The 19,694-nt window shown below is 37.3% G+C and carries 18 protein-coding genes; 10 read left to right on the top strand and 8 right to left on the bottom strand.

What is annotated here, in order from left to right:
- The first annotated feature begins 12 nt into the window (after positions 1–12).
- The 4 genes from IPO46_01950 (at position 13) to IPO46_01935 (ending at position 3,349) form a co-directional block, all read left to right on the top strand.
- Positions 13–618 carry a hypothetical protein gene (locus IPO46_01950; protein QQS63398.1) on the top strand — a complete coding sequence of 202 codons (606 nt, stop codon included), beginning with the start codon at positions 13–15 and terminating at the stop codon, positions 616–618.
- Positions 602–1,699 (top strand): hypothetical protein, encoded by a 1,098-nt coding sequence (locus IPO46_01945; protein QQS64292.1) that lies wholly within the window; start codon positions 602–604, stop codon positions 1,697–1,699. The genes IPO46_01950 and IPO46_01945 overlap by 17 nt, the downstream gene beginning before the upstream one ends.
- Before the next feature lie 457 nt (positions 1,700–2,156).
- The gene (locus IPO46_01940; GenBank protein ID QQS63397.1) at positions 2,157–2,876 is read left to right on the top strand and encodes a hypothetical protein; all 720 of its coding nucleotides are present in this window, start codon (positions 2,157–2,159) and stop codon (positions 2,874–2,876) included.
- Positions 2,877–2,878: 2 nt separating this feature from the next.
- Complete coding sequence (locus IPO46_01935; GenBank protein QQS63396.1) at positions 2,879–3,349, top strand: hypothetical protein; 471 nt, start codon at positions 2,879–2,881, stop codon at positions 3,347–3,349.
- A gap of 612 nt (positions 3,350–3,961) precedes the next feature.
- Here the strand turns inward: IPO46_01935 and IPO46_01930 are convergent.
- Positions 3,962–4,537 (bottom strand): DUF1579 domain-containing protein, encoded by a 576-nt coding sequence (locus tag IPO46_01930; protein ID QQS63395.1) that lies wholly within the window; start codon positions 4,535–4,537, stop codon positions 3,962–3,964.
- A gap of 189 nt (positions 4,538–4,726) precedes the next feature.
- Between IPO46_01930 and IPO46_01925 the strand changes: the two genes are divergently transcribed.
- The 3 genes from IPO46_01925 (at position 4,727) to IPO46_01915 (ending at position 8,889) form a co-directional block, all read left to right on the top strand.
- Complete coding sequence (locus IPO46_01925; protein QQS63394.1) at positions 4,727–5,821, top strand: LptF/LptG family permease; 1,095 nt, start codon at positions 4,727–4,729, stop codon at positions 5,819–5,821.
- A 155-nt stretch (positions 5,822–5,976) separates the two neighbouring features.
- Entirely contained in the window at positions 5,977–7,302 is a 1,326-nt protein-coding gene (locus IPO46_01920; protein ID QQS63393.1) for a citrate (Si)-synthase, eukaryotic, read from the top strand.
- A gap of 129 nt (positions 7,303–7,431) precedes the next feature.
- Entirely contained in the window at positions 7,432–8,889 is a 1,458-nt protein-coding gene (locus IPO46_01915) for a hypothetical protein (protein ID QQS63392.1), read from the top strand.
- 2 nt (positions 8,890–8,891) lie between these two features.
- Here the strand turns inward: IPO46_01915 and IPO46_01910 are convergent, their stop codons facing one another.
- From IPO46_01910 to IPO46_01890, 5 genes are read right to left on the bottom strand one after another with little or no spacing between them, the layout of a single operon-like run.
- On the bottom strand, positions 8,892–9,482 hold the full coding sequence (locus tag IPO46_01910) for an HAD-IB family hydrolase (protein ID QQS63391.1): 591 nt from the start codon (positions 9,480–9,482) through the stop codon (positions 8,892–8,894).
- 5 nt (positions 9,483–9,487) lie between these two features.
- Positions 9,488–10,378: a decaprenyl-phosphate phosphoribosyltransferase gene (locus tag IPO46_01905; protein ID QQS63390.1), complete on the bottom strand. Its 891-nt coding sequence runs from the start codon at positions 10,376–10,378 to the stop codon at positions 9,488–9,490.
- Positions 10,379–10,392: 14 nt separating this feature from the next.
- The gene (locus IPO46_01900) at positions 10,393–11,544 is read right to left on the bottom strand and encodes a hypothetical protein (protein QQS63389.1); all 1,152 of its coding nucleotides are present in this window, start codon (positions 11,542–11,544) and stop codon (positions 10,393–10,395) included.
- Between the two features lie 42 nt (positions 11,545–11,586).
- A complete protein-coding gene (locus IPO46_01895; protein QQS63388.1) occupies positions 11,587–12,312 on the bottom strand; it encodes an SDR family NAD(P)-dependent oxidoreductase in 726 nt (241 codons plus the stop codon).
- Between the two features lie 3 nt (positions 12,313–12,315).
- Entirely contained in the window at positions 12,316–13,632 is a 1,317-nt protein-coding gene (locus IPO46_01890) for an FAD-binding oxidoreductase (GenBank protein ID QQS63387.1), read from the bottom strand.
- A gap of 233 nt (positions 13,633–13,865) precedes the next feature.
- On the opposite strand from IPO46_01890, the gene IPO46_01885 reads away from it, so the two are divergent.
- Complete coding sequence (locus IPO46_01885; protein QQS63386.1) at positions 13,866–14,771, top strand: hypothetical protein; 906 nt, start codon at positions 13,866–13,868, stop codon at positions 14,769–14,771.
- Positions 14,772–14,786: 15 nt separating this feature from the next.
- Here IPO46_01885 and IPO46_01880 read toward each other — a convergent pair whose 3' ends face one another.
- Entirely contained in the window at positions 14,787–15,950 is a 1,164-nt protein-coding gene (locus IPO46_01880) for an acyltransferase (GenBank protein QQS63385.1), read from the bottom strand.
- A 204-nt stretch (positions 15,951–16,154) separates the two neighbouring features.
- On the opposite strand from IPO46_01880, the gene IPO46_01875 reads away from it, so the two are divergent.
- Both IPO46_01875 and IPO46_01870 read left to right on the top strand, forming a co-directional pair.
- On the top strand, positions 16,155–17,966 hold the full coding sequence (locus IPO46_01875) for a hypothetical protein (GenBank protein ID QQS63384.1): 1,812 nt from the start codon (positions 16,155–16,157) through the stop codon (positions 17,964–17,966).
- A 131-nt stretch (positions 17,967–18,097) separates the two neighbouring features.
- Positions 18,098–18,865 carry a dienelactone hydrolase family protein gene (locus IPO46_01870; GenBank protein QQS64291.1) on the top strand — a complete coding sequence of 256 codons (768 nt, stop codon included), beginning with the start codon at positions 18,098–18,100 and terminating at the stop codon, positions 18,863–18,865.
- A gap of 66 nt (positions 18,866–18,931) precedes the next feature.
- On the opposite strand, the gene scpB is transcribed toward IPO46_01870, so the two are convergent.
- On the bottom strand, positions 18,932–19,681 hold the full coding sequence (gene scpB, locus IPO46_01865) for an SMC-Scp complex subunit ScpB (protein ID QQS63383.1): 750 nt from the start codon (positions 19,679–19,681) through the stop codon (positions 18,932–18,934).
- Positions 19,682–19,694 lie beyond the last annotated feature (13 nt).

Here is a 19,694-nt window from a genome sequence, read left to right as displayed (position 1 = left end):
TAAAATATTGATATGAAACTATTAGCATTTTGTATAACTATTATATTTCTATTAAGTTGTCATTCCCCTGTAAAGCAACTGGAAACGGATCAAAAAAATCAAACGCAAATAAATTCTATCCCATCCAACAGAAGAGGTGTAAAGATTAAAGATTTGAAATCCATTGCATCTGCGCTGGATACAGTAAACAAATACGGATTTGCCACCATAAATGATTCTTTAAGAAAAATAATCTATGGTATCAATGGATTTTGTTTCTATGAAGGACAAGGCAAATGGTTTCCAGCAATGTTTAATGTGGTATTGGTTGAGATAAAAAAAATATCTCAAAGAAGTTTTGAGTTTAACTATTCAATATTTGCTAATGATTCTTCTGCTGTTCTCTTGCAATTCAATGTAGGTTGCTATGATATTCATACGTTTGAATATGATTATATTGAGAAAAAAATAATAAAAACTTCAATTGGTCAGGAAACATCAACGATTGCTGGTGATGGGATTATCAGCATTTATAAAAGAAAAGTTAATAGTAATGAGTTTAAAAAAAATATTGAACAGTACCATAATCTGTTGAGTGCTGAGTTTATTAGGCTTATGACAGATCGAATTAAAAAGTGATGGTTTATCGGGCTTTGCAGAAAATAAATATAAATACAATGCCTGCACAGAACTCAACGAAGAACTGGATGTACAGTATTACGAAACGCCCTTGCGTAATTACGACCCACAAACGGGCAGGTTTAATTGTGTAGATGTACTGGCCAAAAAAACATGGGGAGTATCGCCTTACCAATATGGGTTTAATAATCCTGTATTTTTTAATGACCCTACAGGTGCGCTTACAAAAGCAGAGTTTGATAAGTTAATAGAAACACTATGGGGAAGCAATTATGGTGGCCATTGGAGTGCAAAGGAAAATACAGGTACTTTTGAATATGGAGGAGGATCGTATTCTTTTTTTGGCAGTGCCGATGAAGCATTTGGGGCAGGAGCAGGCCTTATGGCAGATAATGGTTGGTGGGGGCTTAATAAAGGATGGGCAACAAATTTTGAAAGTGCATTGCAGGCGTACAATGGAGGAAAATTTACCCCGGGTATGGTTACAGGCTATTATATGCAAAAATGGGAAAGCCAGCAGGCATATAATATCAGCAGCGATTACTCGCCCAATGGCAAAGGATTTAATACGGTGTACAACACCGAGTATATTGGTACCATGGAAAATGTGCTGAATAAATATACTTCCTATGATAAGATGATGGAATTGTTTGCAGGTAATAAGAAATCATTTGAATGGACCTGGGGTTTAGATATGGCATTAGGAGCGGCGGAAACTAATGCAGGGAACATTATTAAAAACAGGTATATCATCTCATGGCCCGGATATGGCCCTCAACCCGTGCAGGGCCCTGTAACGGTTAAGTTGCCAATTGGGAAAACTTTTGATGTAAGTAGAAAAGTATTAAATAATACAGCAGGTGTTTTGAAATGGGGTGGTAGAGCATTAGGTGTAGCAGGAATTGTGGGCACGGGTATTGAAATCTATAATGGAGAAAAAAGTTTAATAGGTGAAGGCGGTTTAGATTTAATAATGGGTGGGGTAGGTTTTATACCGGGAGGGGGTTGGATTGTAAGCGGTGCTTATTTCGGTGGTAAAGCGTTATTGGAATGGGCGGATTGGGATTTTTGGAACAATTAAAATTGTACTCATTCATGAAAGCTTTTTACTTTTTAAACTATGTGATTTATGCTTACTATGTAAGAAAAAGAGATAGTGTGCCGCTAAGTGCATCTTTTTTCTTACCCATTTTATTTTTATACTTTAACATATTTTCAATTATTTATTGGTTAAGCATCTTTTTTAATTTTCAACCACCTTTTACAAAGGGGTATGCCATATTTTTTTTTATTCTGCTAGCAATGCTAAGTTATTTTTCGTTGTATCATAATTCCCGATACAAAAGCATATTTGCATACTTTGACGAGCAAGCAAACAAAAACAAAAAATACAGGAAATACGTTTTTATTTATATCATAGCATCCATAGTACTATTCTTATCAACATTAGTTGCCGCAGATATTAGGTTTGATGGGCATCTATGAAGTTAAAAAGAGTTTAATTGGTGAAGGCAGACTTGATTTAATTATGGGCAGAGTTGGCTTGGACTGCAGAAATTTTAAATGGCACATCATCCACCTGGACACAAGCATCCGGCTCAACAGAAGGTAGTGAATCTCAAACATTAAATACAGTAGTAATTGGGCAAACCACTATGAAAATTAAAGATTATTGGGGATATGCAATGGCATGGGGAGAAGCCAATTCGGAAGCATCGTATAGCTGGTATGGTGGGAAGCAGTATTATGATGTAATGTGGAACCACAATTATGAACTTTTTAAAAGTCGTAAGCAGCGAGGGGTGGCAGTACAAAGCTCTGGAGACAGAGCCAGCTATGATAGACAATTGCCGGGCTTGATGGCACAATATCAGAGAGAACAAAGTGCTTTACACACAGAACGCATGATGTATGCAGGTATTGGCGCAGGCATTGCAGCGCCACTTGCAGTATCGGCGGTTTTGGAAAGTGGTGCGGTGAATGGTGCGATGGGGTTGTATAGTACTATGTCAGTTTCTGTTTCCGAATTATCTTTCAACTTTGGTTCATCTGTTTATGCAATAGCTAACAATGTTCGTAATACAATAGGAATCGGCACTGCATCATATTTTACAAGAAATAGTGAAATTGCAAAAGTGCTTAATAAATGGGGTGATGGTACATTTCAACCATTAACCTCTGAAGGATTGATTAATTTTAGAGAGAACTACCAAACTGTTCAGTATTATTTCCCAAATTTATTACCTCAAATGCCATAATAATGTCTCCTGAATTAAATGAATTTAGTCAATATCTAATTGACAAAAAATTCAAATTGAATAATAAGCAAAAGCAAAATCTACACTTTAACTCAATCATAAATTTCTTTTTTCACTTTGACAATTTAACAGAAGGGAAAGACAAGAGAGATGTTGAAAATTTACTATTAGAATATTTTGAAGTTGTAAAAACAAAAGGGTATTCATTAGATTTAAAGGACAGAAAGAATTATTTTTATTCTCACATAGAAAAAATTGGAGGAATCTTTCATTTGCAACTAGGATTTAAAGTGTTTATGGGAATCCCTTCTGCACTTTTTGGAGGTATTATTACAGATTTGGTTATGCTTGTTTTTGGGGTATTAAAATTATTGTACTATATTCCTCTATTTACGTTATTATTATTAGGATACAATTTTTTTTTATTAAAATTTTATGGGAACAAAAAAAAATTGTATGGCCCAAGTTATTAATTGGACACAATGTCCTCGTGGGAAGGCTTCACGGCGAATTATTCTTCCAATCCTTTTGTGTTTGCCTTTTCTTCCCAACAGCGTCTCCGGCAATGCTCGGTGAGTACCCTACACATTGTTTTTTTTACACAAAACCACACCAACATTAACACAGCGCATCAACAAAAATGCAAAAAATTCCGCCTAAGAGTAGCATTACCAAGGCCCATGCTACCAAAGAACAAAAGTTGCGTAAAGCTGTTACCCGAAATCGGGCTGTATTCGATTTCGGGGGCCTTTTTTTGTTACTTTTTTGGGCAGGCAAAAAAGTAAAGAATAAAATTTAAAAAAAGCGCAGAGAAAAAAGTCCGCAGAGTTTCCGCAGAGTTTGTTTTTCGTTGCAAATTCTATATGTTCTTTGAGTGCACTTTGCCTTTTTTTTCGCTTTGTTTTCTTTTGCCAAAAAGGGAAAAAAAGTATTTCTGCAAAGTGATTTCTTATTATTTAGTTGTGATTCGTATTTAAATTGAAAATTAGATTTGATTCATAAATTTTTATAATACTTAAATAAAACAGCCCGGAAATACCGGGCTGTTTATTAGCAAAAAGTAAAACAAGAACAAAGTTTAAATATTAATTGTTCCTTTTATAAACAATTTCCATCGTTTTAAATTCTTTGCCATCCGGGCCTTCCATATACATTTCCATAACATGAGTGTTATCATCTACTACAGTAAAAGTTTCCTTTACTTTTGAATCTTTACCTGTCATGGGGTCGGTCATAAAACCGTTAAGGGTCATTACTTTTTTAGGGTCGTTCCATTCTCCTTTTAAGTGCATTATACCTGTACCCATATTATCTATCCAGGTACTTTCAAATACTTTTTTGGCATTATCATAAGCCAAAATACTCATGCCTTCAAAAGGCATTCCATTAAAATCACCAGTATGCCTGCCAATTTGATAGCGTCCATCCATATCCATTTTATTCAACAGGGTTCCTTTGGATTGGGTAGGGGGCGCACCAGGTGCCATCCACAGGCTAATATTGGCAGTCCATTGCCCTTCCCATGAAGCCATTAGTTCATGCATTTTTCCCGGCTTCATGTAATCGTTCCATTTTTTCATCTCATCTTCTGACTGAGCCCTTACATTTTGAGTAAACGCCACAAGCGCAAAAAGGCTTGCCAGTGTAAATATTTTTTTCATAATTTTTTCTTTTAAAGGTATAGATATTTACTTTAATTTAAACAATTTTTATGAGCCAAATCATAAAATATTTTAGCCTTAAAATAAGCCAAAAGCAGGGTTTGAATTGGTAAAATAGCCAGTTTCTGATTGTTTTTAACGGCATTTTCTAAACAGGCCTTGTTTTTTTAAATTATCTTGCCCCTGTAAATGAAGAAGATAGATAAGTATATTATTTCTAAATACCTCTCCACTTTTTTCTTTTGTCTTTTACTTTTTACCGTTATTGTAGTAGTAGTAGATATAAGTGAAAAAACGGATGATTTTGTAAAAAGCAATTTGAATGCCTGGCAAATTTTTAAGGAATATTACCTGGGTTTTATTCCCCGGTTTGATGCCATGCTTTTTCCTTTGTTTGTTTTTATTTCGGTAATTTTTTTTACTTCAAAAATGGCCGGCCGCTCAGAAATTATTGCCATTTTAAGTAGTGGTGTAAGTTTTCGGCGCTTTATGCTCCCTTACATTGTTTCTGCAATGTTTCTTTCCTTATTGCTTTGGCTGGGCTACCGATCGCTGGTGCCAAAAGCAAATGAAAAATTTGGCAATTTTAATAAAAACTATGTAGATGTAAATAAAGGCATGCACAACAAAAATACCTCATACCTGCAAAACCTTTATTTTAGAATAGATCCTGTAACCTATGTAGGGATGCGGTCTTACGATACCATCAGCAAAACAGGCAATGGCTTTTTTATTGATAAGTTTCAAAATAATAAAATGCTTTATAACCTAAGAGCAGGCAGCATAATGTGGGATACAAGCTCAAAAAAATGGAAGCTCTCAAATGTATTGGAACGGCACATTGATTCCTTAAAGGAAAAGCTGGTAAAGAATAGCAATTTGCTGATGAAATACAACTTTAGGCCATTGGATTTAAGAAAAGACGAATACCTCAAAGACCAAATGCCCACCAGGGAACTTGATGATTTTATTAGGAGGGAGAAAATGAGGCAATCCGAAGGGTTGAGCGACCTTTTGGTAGAAAGGTATAACCGTGATGCCATACCGGTTTCTGTTTTTATTTTAACCATTATTGGTGCTTCATTGGCCAGCAGGAGGCTTAGGGGCGGCAGTGGCGCACATCTTGCCCTTGGTGTAGTGATAAGTGTGAGCTATATTTTATTTAGCCGTTTTAGTGTTGTATTTGCAATTAAAGGCAATTTTTCGCCCTTTTTGGCCGCATGGACGCCGAATATACTTTTTGGTCTGCTGGCATTTTATATTTACAAAAAGGCCCCCAAATAATATTGCCGTCAATAATAATATTGAAGGTTTTTTGTATTAGCTAAAGTGGGAAAAATCTGCTGTTTCCTTAAACTTTATCGGCTTTCATTTGTTTACCCAATTCAGCTATCGTAAATTTGGCGATTATAAAAACCATCTTGAAAAATTAAGATAATATGGGAATTTTAAAGGAAAGATTTGCTTCTAAATTTGAAACAGTATCCACAGAAATTAAAGAAATAATTAAAGAACACGGCAATAAAAAGATTGGGGAAGTATCCCTTTCGCAGGTTTACCAGGGTATGAGGGGAATTACCGGTTTGGTTACTGAAACCTCGCTGCTCGATTCACAGGAAGGTATCCGCTTTCGTGGATATACCATTCCCGAACTCCAGGAAAAATTACCTAAAGCGCCCAATGGCACCGAACCATTGCCCGAAGGGTTGCTTTATTTAATGTTGATTGGCAATTTACCTACAGCCGAAGATGTACAGCATGTAACCAATGTACTGCAGCGCAGGAGCCATGTACCCAGCCATGTATTTGCCACTATTGAAGCATTGCCTATTTCCTCACATCCTATGACGCAGTTTGTGGTAGGCATTATGGCTTTACAAACTGAAAGCGAATTTGCCAAAAAGTATGCAAAAGGCATGAGCAAAAAAGATTACTGGGAAGCTACTTTTGACGATGCAATGATTTTGCTTGCACGGCTACCCAGGATTGCAGCTTATATCTACAGGAGAAAATATAAAAACGGCGATCATATTCAACCCAACGGCATGCTGGACTGGGCTGGCAATTTTGCCCACATGCTTGGGTTCAGTGATAAATCTTTCCGTGACCTCATGCGGCTTTATATGACCATTCATGCCGATCATGAAGGTGGTAATGTTTCTGCCCATGCAACGCACCTGGTGGGTTCGGCCCTTAGCGATTGTTACTTAAGCTTTGCTGCCGGTATGAACGGGCTTGCCGGGCCTTTACATGGCCTTGCCAACCAGGAAGTAATTAAATGGATTTTTGAACTGAGAGAAAAAATTGGCAGCGACAACCCTACAAAAGAACAAATAGAAAATTATGTAAAGCAAACACTCAGCGAAGGAAAAGTGATACCCGGATATGGTCATGCCGTATTGCGTAAAACCGATCCCAGGTTTACTGCACAAATGGAATTTGGTAAAAAACACATGCCCGATGACCCACTGGTAAATACGGTATGGACAATTTACGAAACCGTTCCAACCATACTTTCTTCAATGGGGAAAATTAAAAATCCCTGGCCCAATGTTGATGCCCATAGCGGCGCTTTACTGGTTCACTATGGAATGGTGGAATACGAATTTTATACTGTATTGTTCGGCGTTTCCCGTGCATTGGGGGTTTTAACAAGCCTTTGCTGGGATAGGGCCCTGGGTATGCCTTTGGAAAGGCCAAAGTCCATTACCACAGAATCGGTGAAGCTTTGGCTGCAGGGTAAAGATGAAATTTGGGGAGATTAATACTTTTAACTTTACCATATTTTACTCGTTTTTACGGGTTTTTTTATTGCTACATCTTTATAATTTTTATAAATATTTACAGCAAATACCTAATTGAGTATCTTGTGCCTGTTTCTAAATTTTTTTAGTATGCGTTATCTGTACACGTTATTTTTTTGTATTTTATTTAAGGATACTTTGGCCCAAAAAATTGTACAGGTAGGCACCGGCGAATATTATACAGCCTACCTTACCGATAGTGGTAGCGTTTATATACCTATTTCTGTGGGTAACCGCTATTTTTGCAAACAACTCAACAGCCCGGAAATTTTTACGGATATAGCCTGTGGATTGGCACAGGCTATTGCAACAAATACCCAGGGCGAAGCATTTATTATAGGCCCGGGTAAAACCGGCAGGGGAATTTTTGCCGGCATAGTGGCAAAAGATATTACCGGCAAAAATTTTACAGGCGTAGAAAAAGTGTATGCTATTGGAAATACATTTTTTGCATTAAAAAAAGGAAAGCCTTTCGTTTGGGGTGAAGATATACTTTACGTAAATGGCGGAAAAAATATTATAGCGCCATTCCCTGTGCCTGTTCCTGCAAATGTTACTTTTACCAAACTTGTACCGCTTTCATTTGACAATAGTTCGGTTCTAGCTTTGGCAAGCAATGGCACGGTTTGGAAATACTCCCGTAATGTTTTAAAACCTGCCAAAATAAATATTCCCGGCCTGGCCAGGGATATTACAGGCATAGGCTCTGGCGTTTATGTTGTTGAAACCAGCATTGATCTTTATGCATGGGGATTTTTAGGGTCTTATCTTGGAGTGGGAGATATGGGGCACCGGCCAGTTTCTATCAAAAGCAAATGGGAAGCGGCAGGTTGCCGTTTTCCAGCTAAACAAATTTCGGGCAATTATGGTACGCTGCATATTTTAGATGCAAACAATAATTTATTTGGCGCAGGTGATAATGTGCATGGCGATGTGGGAAATGGCCGGCAATGGCCGGACTGGAGCAGTTATGCTCCCTTGCCCTATAGCTGGAGTTATGCCCACGGGCAATTAATTCAAAAGCCGGTGCAAATAACGGGTAAGTTCAATAAAATTTGTACGGCACCCAATAATGTATTTTATATGTATGCCCAGGATATGGGTGGCAACTGGTATAGCTGGGGAAGAAATAAAGCCCGCAGCCTGGGAAATGGAATTACTTTAACGCCAATGGATGAAGCTCGTTATCCCGAGGCTTTAAATATTCCTGCACCCGAGTTAGTAGATCCTATAAATACAAAGTGGCGGCAAATTGCCTCTTTTGATCCTGATGAAAGAAGGTTTCCAATTGCAAATGCGGGTATTAATCAATACATTTCTTCAAGCTTTACAACTTTAAGCGCTGCATTTTCATCGCAGCAAAAGGGCAGTATTAACAGTTTTTTGTGGCAAAATGAAAATGCACAACAGGCTGCAGTTATAGAATCGCCTGCTGACGAAAAAACAAAAGTGCATAACCTGCAACAAGGTGAGAATAGCTTTAAACTTACCGTTATTAATAATTACGGAGATTCTGCCAGTACTACGGTAAAGGTATTTGTAAACTAGCTTTAAAATTTTCTGTAAAATGCATCTGTAGCCAGGGCCAGCATTTCTTTATCACCTCTGCTGTCGCCGTAAGCAAATATTTTTTCGTACAGCCCAATATCAAATACCTCTTTTATCCTAATTGCTTTTTGGGCGCCGTTGCAATTTTCGCCGGATAAATTTCCGCTAATACAATCATTTTTTATTTCTAATGCTGTGGTTATATATTTCCACTCATGTAACTGGCAAAATGGCGCAACCCAGTTTTTGGCCGATGCAGATACCACAACAATTTCGTGGTCTTGCTGCCGGTGCCAGTTTAATTTATCCATAGCTTCCTTTCTTAATAAACTTTCCAGCTTTTTATGGGTAAATTTTAAGCATAAATCTTCAAAACTTTGCTTGTGCATACCTCCAAAAAAATAATGGAGAAATTTTTCTTTTGCCTCCCTGCTGCCTGTAAGGCCAAGTTTTAAGCCCATTAGCGAAGGCAGCAATAAAAGCATCCCCTTTAAATAGCCTGCTTTGCCTTTATGAAACTTTGCAAGTTCCAGAAGGGTATCTTTAGTGGTAATGGTACCATCAAAATCAAAAAAAGCAATTTGTTGCGGCAAGGAAATTAAGTTTCAAAAAGTGAAAAGTCTTTTATATAAAGAATTACATAGAAGCACACAATCCATAAAATTAAACAAACCTGTATAAACCTGTCTTTATACAAAATTTTAGTAGGCGATTGAGATTTTTCATCTACATAAACGAGTTGCAGGTACCGGAACAAACCCATGATTACAAAAAGCGCCGTGTAATAAATCCTGTAAGTGCCAATGCGCTCCTGCACTTCATTGGACATTGTGTACATAATGTAAGAAACAATAATAATGGAGCTTATGAGCGAAATACCCACATTAATAAATTGCAGGTTGTAGCCTTTTACGGCTTTTCGCATATCCATTCCCGATTGGTTCTTTAAAATTACATCGTCCCTTCTTTTTGCCAGCGCCATAAATAAAGCAAGTAAAAAAACCATTATGGTAAGCCATTCCGTAAGGCCTACTTTGGCAATTACTGCCCCGGCTTTTATGCGCAACACAAAGCCAATTGCAATGATAACGATATCAACAATAGGTAAATTTTTTAAACCGAAACTGTAAGCAAGGTTCAGTAAAAAATAAAGGGCCAGTACAAACATAAACTTGTCCCTAATAAACCATGCGCCGGTAAATCCTGCAATAATGAGTAGTATGGCTAATATTACAGCTTTAGGTTTCGATATTTTTCCGGAGGCCAACGGACGACTGGATTTTTCCGGGTGCAGCTTATCAAATTCAATATCCCTGTAGTCGTTAATAATATATACGGCACTGGCAATGGCGCAAAAACAAAGAAATCCATAAAAAAGTTCTTTGATGGTTTCCATTTCAAATAACCTGCCGGCAAAAAACAAAGGCACAAACAAAAAAAGGTTTTTTGCCCAGTCTTTAGGCCGTATGAGATGAATAATATCCTTCATTATTACATTATTGGTTAAGTTTTAATTTTATCGGATAAAGAAAAAATATGTTGCTCAGTAAGCCATAGTATCATGGGCATAAAAATAAGAATGATGGGTACCAAAAATAACCGGGTTTGATATGCCGGAACAGAAATATAATGTACCAGGAACCAAATAGGCGCCAAAAATAAAAACCATTTTTTTAATAAGTAGGGAAATGCCTTGAATTTGTACAGGATGATTAAAGGAACAATGCCAAAAGTGCCAATTAATTCCAAATAGCCTTTTAAGCCAACAGCGCTCATTAAATTTAATTTAAGCATGGGCCATCCTGCCGGAACTTTCCACATTTGCTGCGGTTGGTAACCAAAATACCAGCGTAAATAAACAAATACGGCTAAAAAGAGAAGGTAAAGTACAGCGGTAAACATCCAGGTACTGAGATGGGGCCAAATAATTTTTTTGAAAGAAAATTTGCCTGCACACATTTGAGAAAAATCTACCTGAGAAATAAAGTATAATGCAGGTATCAACATGCCCGTTTCCCGGTTAAAAGATGAAAGTATAGTAATGGGAACAAGCCACATTTTATTTTTCTTCTCAACAATAATGAGGGCTGCTAAAAGGTAAAAAATAATATCGGCATAAGTATTAAAGGCAAGGTCGGCAATAGCTACAGCGTTGCCCATGGCCAGTGCAATAAAATTTACCCCCAATAAAGCCAGCCAGTCACTTTTAATAAAGTGGCGCCAAAGCCGCCATGCCAGTAATAAAATAAGAAAGTTTAGCGCCCACCTTACCAAAATAAAAATAATCATGTACCGGGCAGCGCCGGGTGTTTGCATCAGTTTAAGAAATTGGTCGGTTTGCTCAACCGTACCGGATGTTTTATGGAAATTAAAATTGATTTTTTGTTCAATTGGATAAATCTTATCAATGGAATGGTTGTATAGCCAAAATAAACCCTGGTTGATATAAGGCATCAAAACCCGGTATTGCCACGGGTTATAAAACTCCGAGCGTTTTTCTATTACGGCAATATGCCGCTCGTAAGTTAAATGCGCCTGGCTGTAATAAAAATTTTTATAAATAGGGTATAAGGCAAGCAATGCAAGGCAAATGATAATAAACCATTTGCTTAATTTGAAATTGTTTTGCAAAGTATGCGTATCAGATAAAGGCATAAGCGGTATTGATTGGATTGGCTGCTAAGGAAATCTAAGATATTACATTTTCATCTTTTTAAATATAAATTCCGGTATGTTGCGTATCATAAGCATGATTAAACGCCAAACAGGAGTAACATATACTACATTTTTTTTTCTTTTCCAGGCTTTGTAAATTATTGCTGCAGCTTTTTGCGGGCTGGCAGTAAGCAGTTTAGGCGTTTGGATACCTGCTGTCATTTGCGTATCCATAAACCCTGGAATTACCGTAAGCACATGTACACCCTTATGAAATAAATAATTTCTTAAACCCTGCAAATAGGTGGTAAACCCTGCTTTGGCGCTGCCATAAATAAAATTGCTTTGCCTTCCTCTTTCGCCGGCTACGCTGGTTAAGGCAATAATGGTACCCATGCCTTTGGCTTCAAATTCTTGTGCAAAATGATTGAGTAATAACACGAGGTTGCTATAATTGATACAAGTTATTTTTTGGGTATTGCTATCGTCATACAAGCCATTTGCAGCATCTAATCCCAGGTAACCGCTTGCACAAAAAACCATCTTGCTATCAATATTTGCCAGTTGGGTATAATCATTTTCTTTACTAAGGTCAAAAGCGATAATTTCAAATTGTTGTTGATATTTCACTTCAAAATGCCGGGCTATCCTTTTTGCATTTTCTGCATGGGAACTCAATAAATAAATAACCGGGTAGCGTTCATTTTTGCTTAATACTTTTTCAATAAAAGCTTGTGAAATATCAGAGTTGGCGCCGAGTATTACCATTGTTTAAAGCGTTGAATTGATGCGTTCGTTTTGTAATGAATTAAATTTGGGAGAATCAATATTTTTTAAATAAGAAGTTAATGATGGTTTGGACATAGCATCTTTAGTACGGTAAATCCTTCCTCCGTATTTTTCTACAATACCGTCCAGCGTTGCAACCAATGCAGTTAATTTGTTGTTTACTTTAAAATCCAGCGCTAATGTGTAACCTTCAAAAGGAAAAGCATTGTAAGCAAGTGGGTTATTGCGCCCAAATAATTTTAAAACCACCAAAAAAGACCCGTTACCACTGGCTGCAATGGTTTCTAAAATTTGCCGCATACCTTCTTTGCCTTTATGCTTTGGTATTACAAACTGGTATTGTATAAAACCTTTTTTGCCGTAAATTTTGTTCCAGTTGTGGATAGCATCCAAAGGGTAAAAGAAACTCTCCAGGTCTACAAAATTTTTTAAGTGCTTTTTACCTTGCTTATGATAAAATAACCAGTTAAAAATTTTAATAGTAACCGGGTTTAATGCAAAAGATGGAAAATAAAATGGAATGTCAAACGAAATTTTTTTCTTTGGATTTAATGCATGTTTTTTCAATTTTTTCGGCAATTCATCTAAGCGGGCATGTTCACCACGAAGCATTATGGATTTGCCAATATTTTTTCCTTTTTGCAGGCAATCGAGCCATGCAACATTATAGGTCCAGCTTTCCGATGCATCAAAAAGAGTAAAAATTTCATCGAGGTTTTTTGCTTGTATGGCTTCATTACGGATATATGCTGTTTCAATTTTTTTAAGTTTGAAACGGGCAGTGAGTATAAGCCCGGTTAAACCCATTCCACCCATTGTTGCCCAAAACAAATCTTCATTTTCATCCCTTGAACATTTTTTGATTTCCCCGTTTTCGGTGAGCAGGGTAAAAAAAATAACGTGTTCACTAAAGCACCCGTCTACATGGTGGTTTTTTCCATGAATATCCGAAGCAATTGCTCCGCCAACTGTTACAAATTTTGTACCCGGCGTAACCACAATAAAAAAGCCTGCTGGTATGATTAGCTCTATAACTTCAGATAATAATACACCCGATTCACATTCTATTTCACCATTTTGCCTCTCAAAGGCAATAAATTTATTCCATCGTTTTGTTGCAATAACGGTTTTTTGCAAAGAGGCATCTCCATAGCACCTTCCATTTCCCCGGGCAATAATTTTAGAGCAACGGCTAATTTCTTCCCTTGCTTCATTTACCGATTGAAAAGCCAAAACTTCAGCATCAATAGCAGGGTAATTGCCCCAATTGGTAATATTTTCTGTTTTTTTTATGGCCATTGTGGAAAAGGCTAAAGATACTTACATTATTATCAAGCAATCTAAGTGTTTGATATTCTGCAAAGACTGTAAGCTATACCCATGTAAAAATACTATAAATCAGTCTAATTAATGCATTTACGCACATTACATTTAAGTGGTTATAATGCCTATTTATTTATAATACCTTTGTGCTTTCTGGCCAGCCAAGAACCTGAGAAATCCCATATTCTTTTAAAAAGATACCGGCATAAATGAAAATTACTTTATTGTATTTAGGGATTATTCTCACCCTTAATTTTCCTTCATCTGCACAAAATAAAAGAATTTGTTTGGTGGGTTCTTCTACCTCTTATGGATATGGTGTGCCAGCAGACAGCAGCTATGCCGGAAGGATAAAAAATTTTTATAAAACTGCGGGTGTTTTAGATACGCTCTATAACATTGCAGTTCCAGGTATTGATTGTTATATTGGGATGCCCACATCCTTTGTCCCACCTCCTGGAAGAAATGCACCCAATCCGCAGTTTAATATTACAAGGGCCATTCACTTTGATCCTAAACCCGATGTAATTATTGTAAATTTTCCCAGTAATAATTACCAGTGGATGCCTTATGCTGAAATAATATTTTGCTTACAAACAATGAAAGATTCAGCCAATGCGGCAGGCATAGCGTGTTATATTACCACTACTCAACCCAGGGACGACTTTAACCCTGCCGGTGGTGAAAGGCAAAGGTTAAAAGATTTAGAGTTACTGATTAAACAAAATTTTGGCAATTGGGCTTTAAATTTTTGGGATGATATTGTGCAAGACCCGCCGATAATTATTAAACCGCAGTTTGCCTTAGGCGACAATGTTCACCTCAACCCTGCAGGCCATGCTATGCTTGCCAATATTGTGTTGCAGAAAAATATTTTATTTGCAGAAATAGGCAACCGGTGGACTGGTGTTAAGAATGAAGACTGGGCAGATGCTGCAAACTGGATTACCAATAAGGTGCCTGTACCCACTGAAGCAGTGGTTATTCCTTCGGGTAGGCCGCATTATCCAATAATTCAAGCCGATGTGGCAATTAAAAAACTTACCTGCGAAGATGGCGCTACACTTACGGTTGGCAGCAACCATGTAGTGCAAATTATAAGTGATGGTGAGTAATTTTCTCAAGCAGCTTTATTCTTTCACTATATAGGCAAACCTGTTTTTCAATTTAAGGAAAGGCAGTTCAAAATATTTGTAACTCAGCAGGCTTAAACCTATTGTAATAACCAGGCTTATTACCGGTTGCAAAATGATTACCTGCCATAAATGTGCATCTAACCCAAATTTTTTAGAAATTGCCGTAACTAAAGATATAATTATAAAGTGGATACAATACAGGCCATAAGTAACCACACCCAATTGTGTAATTTTTTTTAAGCCGCTCATTTTAAAATAAGAAGTTTCGGCAAAGCATTGTTCCAGTATTATGATAATTATGGCCAGCGCCAGGATGCTGCGTTCAAATATCCTTAGGTAAGGGTTATTGATAAAAATATCCTGCCGGAAAAATAAAAAAAGGAAAAAGAGGGCATAAGCAAAAAAAATAATTACTCTTGGCATTAATTTAAAATAATGAAAGCATTTTTTATTTACAATGCTCAGCCAGGCGCCAAAAGCGCCCATGGCCATATCGCCAATGCAGGAAAAGGTATGCATTTCATGCGGCTTAAAATGGGCGTCAGCTACAGGGCTGTTATGCAAAGCCCTATAAACCCAGCTACCGGCAAGTATTACCGCAAACGCTATCCAATACCTTTTAATAGGAATTATGGAGAGCAGCAATGGCCATACCAGATAAAATTGCTCTTCTACGGCAATGCTCCACAACACCGATAGGCCCGGAGCATCAGGCATGCCTTTATGGATATAATCAAAGTTGGCAGCAAAAAATAGATAATGCCAAAAATCTGCTGTTTCATTTCCGGCATCACCCACAAATGATTTCATTAAAGGGAAAAGAAAAAAGCCAATAAACACACACACAATATATAAAGGCCAAATACGGAGGATACGCCTAATCCAAAAATTTGGTACGTTTATCCTTCCATTCAGTTGTTTTTCTTTAATCAGTAAATAGGTTATTAAAAAGCCGCTGAGTACAAAAAAAAAGTTTACGCCTAAATAGCCATTGGCAAATAACCTTTCCTTTAAAAAAATAAAAAAAACCGAAGAATAAATTTTATGGTTATCGGAATGAATACTATGAAAGCAGAATACGGCAAAAAAACACAGGAACCTTATTCCATCGAGGTTGGAAAAATAAATTTTAGGTTTTTGTGCCGGCACTTCATTCATGAAGGTTCAGGAAATGGTGATAAGGAATGATTTTTGTATTTTGCCCACTAAGATAAGCACTTCGGGTAAAAGCATAAAAAATTTTGAAAGGGATGAAGGATCTATACCTGCCTGTATTTTTCTGAGGATAAAATTTTGGAGCTTTATTAATTTAGATTTATTAGTTTTATAAAGCTATACCTGCAGAATATAAACCAAATGTACATGATGCGATTTTTCTTTTTTCTTTTACTATTAATTGCCGGTGCCCCAGATGCCTGCTTTGCACAAAAAACAGAGCCACAGGATACTTTTTTCCTTGCCAAAAAGAAAGGGTTGCTGGGTAAATTAGGGAAAAGTATTTCCCGTTCTGTTCCGCCTTTGGAACCGGTTACCATTGCAAACCCTTACTTAAAATTTAAAGGAAAAACCATACGCTCCGTGGTGATTATCCCACTGGGTTTCGACAGGAATATTTACGATACCAATATTGTTAAGAAAAATTTTGGCACAAGGTTAGCCAATGCCCTGCACAACGATACCAAAATGCAGGTAATAAAAAATAATTTGTTTTTTACAAAAGGGGATAGGGTAGCGCCTTTGCTCATTGCCGATAACGAACATTTTTTAAGGGAGCAGGAATATTTAAAAGATGCAAGGATAATTATAGAAGATATGGAAGGATACGAAAATTCAGTAAAGGTTATTGTTTATACCCGTGATGTTTTTTCTATTGGCGGCAACCTGAGCCTGTATAGCCCGGACAGGGCAAAAATTGAAATACGGGAAGATAACCTTGGTGGCGCCGGCCATAAATTATCATTTTACGGATTAATGGACCAGGGCCGCAACCCAAAATATGGCTATGGCACAGATATAAGCTTTAGAAATATTAAAGGAAGCTTTTTAAATTTTACTACCGGGTTTAAAACTTTTAATCCTTCGTTTAGCAGTGGCAGGCTGGAAGAAAATAATTTTTATACCCGGTTAGATAAACAATTGGTATCCCGTTATTCTCATTGGATGGGCGCTGCAGAGTTTTCTTTTGGTAAAACTACAAATGGCTTTCATACCGACTCATCTTACAACACTTATTTTGCCTATTCCAAGCAAACCATAGATTTATGGATAGGGTATAACTTTGGGTCAAAAGCTAAAATAGAATCTGATAAGCCAGGGAAATTGAGGCATTTTGTGGGGATACGGTCTTATTACAATCATTTTTTTGAATTGCCCGAATTTTATAACACCCATTACAACTCCAGCTATGCCGATAGAAATGGCGCTTTACTTTCATATACCTTGTACAAGCAAGACTTTGTAAGAACAAGTTTTATTTACGGCTTTGGCCGCTATGAAGATGTACCCGAAGGTCTTTCGGCAACCATTACCGGTGGTTATACTAATGTAGAAGGCACTAAAAGACCTTATTACGGCTTGTCATTTGAAGGTACCGATTTTACCCGTAAATCTTTTTTTACGTATATGGCAAAACTGGGCGGGTACTACAGTAATAGATTTGAGGATGTAAGTTTGCTACTTGGTGTTTATCATTTTACCAAACTGAGGCAGTTGGGTACTAATTGGCGCAACCGAAATTTTGTAAGCCTTTATTACAGTAAGCAAATGAACAGCAGGTATAACGAACCGCTTTACTTAAACAGCCAGTATGGCCTTCCTTATTTTCATGCCGATTCCATTTTTGCCAAAACCCGTACCACGCTAAAACTTGAGTCTGTTTTCTTTAACCTTAATAAATTTTTGGGTTTTAGGTTTGCACCATTTGTATTTGCAGATTTTAGTTTTATACAGCAGGTAAATGTACCCACATCTAAAACGCATGGCTATACGGCAATTGGCGCAGGTGTGCGCACCAGAAACGAAAACTTTACCCTGGGTACCATTGAAATAAGGGGTTATTATTTTCCAAGTCCCACAGCAGGTATGAAGGGTTTCCGGGGCGACTTAAGCACCAAAATCCGGTTTAAATACAATAATACTTTTATCCGCCGGCCAGAAAGGGTTTTAATTAATTAATCTCTTCAACAAAAGCCTGAAAAATTATTTAAATTTGTAGGGTACTTTAATTTTTTGAAAAAAACATTAGTATGAAATTTCTGTTTTTCTCACTGGCTGCACTGTTTTGTTTTACAGCTTGCAATAATAATATGAAACCCAAAGCAACTGAAATGGAAGCAAAAAAAATACCTGTAATTATAGCTGAGCCTGTAACCTATACAGGAGATTCCATAACAATGAATGGGTTTGTTGCTTACGATTCTGCTTTGCAGGGTAAGTTACCTGTAGTGATGATCATTCATGAGTGGTGGGGCCTTAACGACTATACAAAATCACGGGCAAAGCAACTGGCCGACCTGGGCTACCTTGCCATGGCCGTGGATTTATATGGAAACGGCATTAATGGCAACAACCCCGAAGAAGCTACAAAACTTGCAACACCCTTTTATACTAATCCATTAACGGCACAAAAAAGATTTGATGCGGCGCTGGAAAAAATTAAAACCTTTCCTCAGGCCGATACCAGCAAAATTGCAGCAATTGGTTATTGCTTTGGCGGCTCTATTGTACTCAATCTTGCGGCATTGGGCGAAAACCTTAAAGCAGTAGTAAGTTTTCATGGTGGCTTAAGAACCGTACCTGCAGAAAAAAATACGTTAAAGGCAAAAATTTTGGTATGCCATGGTGCTGCTGATAAATTTATTTCGCCTGAAGAAATTGCAAAATTCAGGCAAAACCTGGATAGCATTGGGGCGCAATATACTTTTAAAGCTTACGATAGCGCTTTGCATGCTTTTACCAACCCGGAAGCTACAGAAATGGGTAAAAAATTCAATATAGCTGTGGCTTACAATGCAGCCGCAGACTCTGCTTCATGGAAGGATATGAAAGCTTTTTTTGAGCAATATTTACATTAATTGCATAAGGGAGAACGTATAAAAAAGAAAAATAGAAAAAAAAAGGAAAGCAGTTAATACAACAGGCTATTCTGTTTCTTTTTCTTTTTCAGCCGCTGCAGTTAAAGATTCATCTTCATTAGGTACTGTCACTTCATCAATGATTTCAGTACCGGTAGCAGGTTCAGTAATTTCATTTTCCTGTTCTATGCTCAATAAAGTTTCCTCTGCTTCTGCGGCTTCATTATTGGCGATTAAATCTTTTACCACAGTAGCTTTTTCAAACTCCTCCATCATTACTTCACTTATTTTGGGCAGTTCTTCGGAGCTGTTAATGCCAAAATAATCCATAAACGATTTTGAAGTGGCATAAATCAACGGCTTACCTACGGCATCTTCATTTCTGCCGGCTATTATTACTAAATCTTTTTCCAAAAGTTTTTGTACAGCATAATCACAGTTTACGCCACGAATGCTCTCAATTTCACTTTTGGTAAGGGGTTGTTTATAAGCAATAATGGCAAGGGTTTCAAGAGAGGAAACCGAAAGTTTTTTCAAAAACTTGTCGCCATTGAGCAGGGCAACAGTTTTATGGTATTGCGGCTTGGTTAAAAATTGCCATCCGCCACCGCTTTGCTTTAATTCAAAGGCATAAAACTCGCTATCATACTTTTCTTTAATGCCTTCAATAGCAGTATTTACCTGATCCAGGTCTGTACGGTCTTCAATAAAAGCATGTGCCGTGTTTACCAGTTCTGTAATTTCATTTGCCGTTAAAGGTTTGTCGCTGGCAAAAATCAATGCTTCAATATGCGGTATAATAAGAGCAAGTTCCATTTTTATTATTTAG

The organism is Chitinophagaceae bacterium (assembly GCA_016699815.1).
Classification (GTDB): Bacteria; Bacteroidota; Bacteroidia; order Chitinophagales; family Chitinophagaceae; genus Ferruginibacter.
The sequence above is the reverse complement of the archived record's forward strand: the minus strand, read 5'-3'. Positions and strand labels throughout refer to the sequence as shown.

Bases quoted from the DNA above. Each gene is read 5' to 3' on its own strand.
- IPO46_01880 (QQS63385.1), bottom strand. From the start codon at position 15,950: ATGAATGAAGTGCCGGCACAAAAACCTAAAATTTATTTTTCCAACCTC.
- IPO46_01895 (QQS63388.1), bottom strand. From the start codon at position 12,312: ATGGTAATACTCGGCGCCAACTCTGATATTTCACAAGCTTTTATTGAA.
- IPO46_01905 (QQS63390.1), bottom strand. From the start codon at position 10,378: ATGAAGGATATTATTCATCTCATACGGCCTAAAGACTGGGCAAAAAAC.
- IPO46_01900 (QQS63389.1), bottom strand. From the start codon at position 11,544: ATGCCTTTATCTGATACGCATACTTTGCAAAACAATTTCAAATTAAGC.
- scpB (QQS63383.1), bottom strand. From the start codon at position 19,681: ATGGAACTTGCTCTTATTATACCGCATATTGAAGCATTGATTTTTGCC.
- IPO46_01920 (QQS63393.1), top strand. From the start codon at position 5,977: ATGGGAATTTTAAAGGAAAGATTTGCTTCTAAATTTGAAACAGTATCC.
- IPO46_01935 (QQS63396.1), top strand. From the start codon at position 2,879: ATGTCTCCTGAATTAAATGAATTTAGTCAATATCTAATTGACAAAAAA.
- IPO46_01885 (QQS63386.1), top strand. From the start codon at position 13,866: ATGAAAATTACTTTATTGTATTTAGGGATTATTCTCACCCTTAATTTT.
- IPO46_01870 (QQS64291.1), top strand. From the start codon at position 18,098: ATGAAACCCAAAGCAACTGAAATGGAAGCAAAAAAAATACCTGTAATT.
- IPO46_01915 (QQS63392.1), top strand. From the start codon at position 7,432: ATGCGTTATCTGTACACGTTATTTTTTTGTATTTTATTTAAGGATACT.
- IPO46_01930 (QQS63395.1), bottom strand. From the start codon at position 4,537: ATGAAAAAAATATTTACACTGGCAAGCCTTTTTGCGCTTGTGGCGTTT.
- IPO46_01925 (QQS63394.1), top strand. From the start codon at position 4,727: ATGAAGAAGATAGATAAGTATATTATTTCTAAATACCTCTCCACTTTT.
- IPO46_01890 (QQS63387.1), bottom strand. From the start codon at position 13,632: ATGGCCATAAAAAAAACAGAAAATATTACCAATTGGGGCAATTACCCT.
- IPO46_01875 (QQS63384.1), top strand. From the start codon at position 16,155: ATGATGCGATTTTTCTTTTTTCTTTTACTATTAATTGCCGGTGCCCCA.
- IPO46_01950 (QQS63398.1), top strand. From the start codon at position 13: ATGAAACTATTAGCATTTTGTATAACTATTATATTTCTATTAAGTTGT.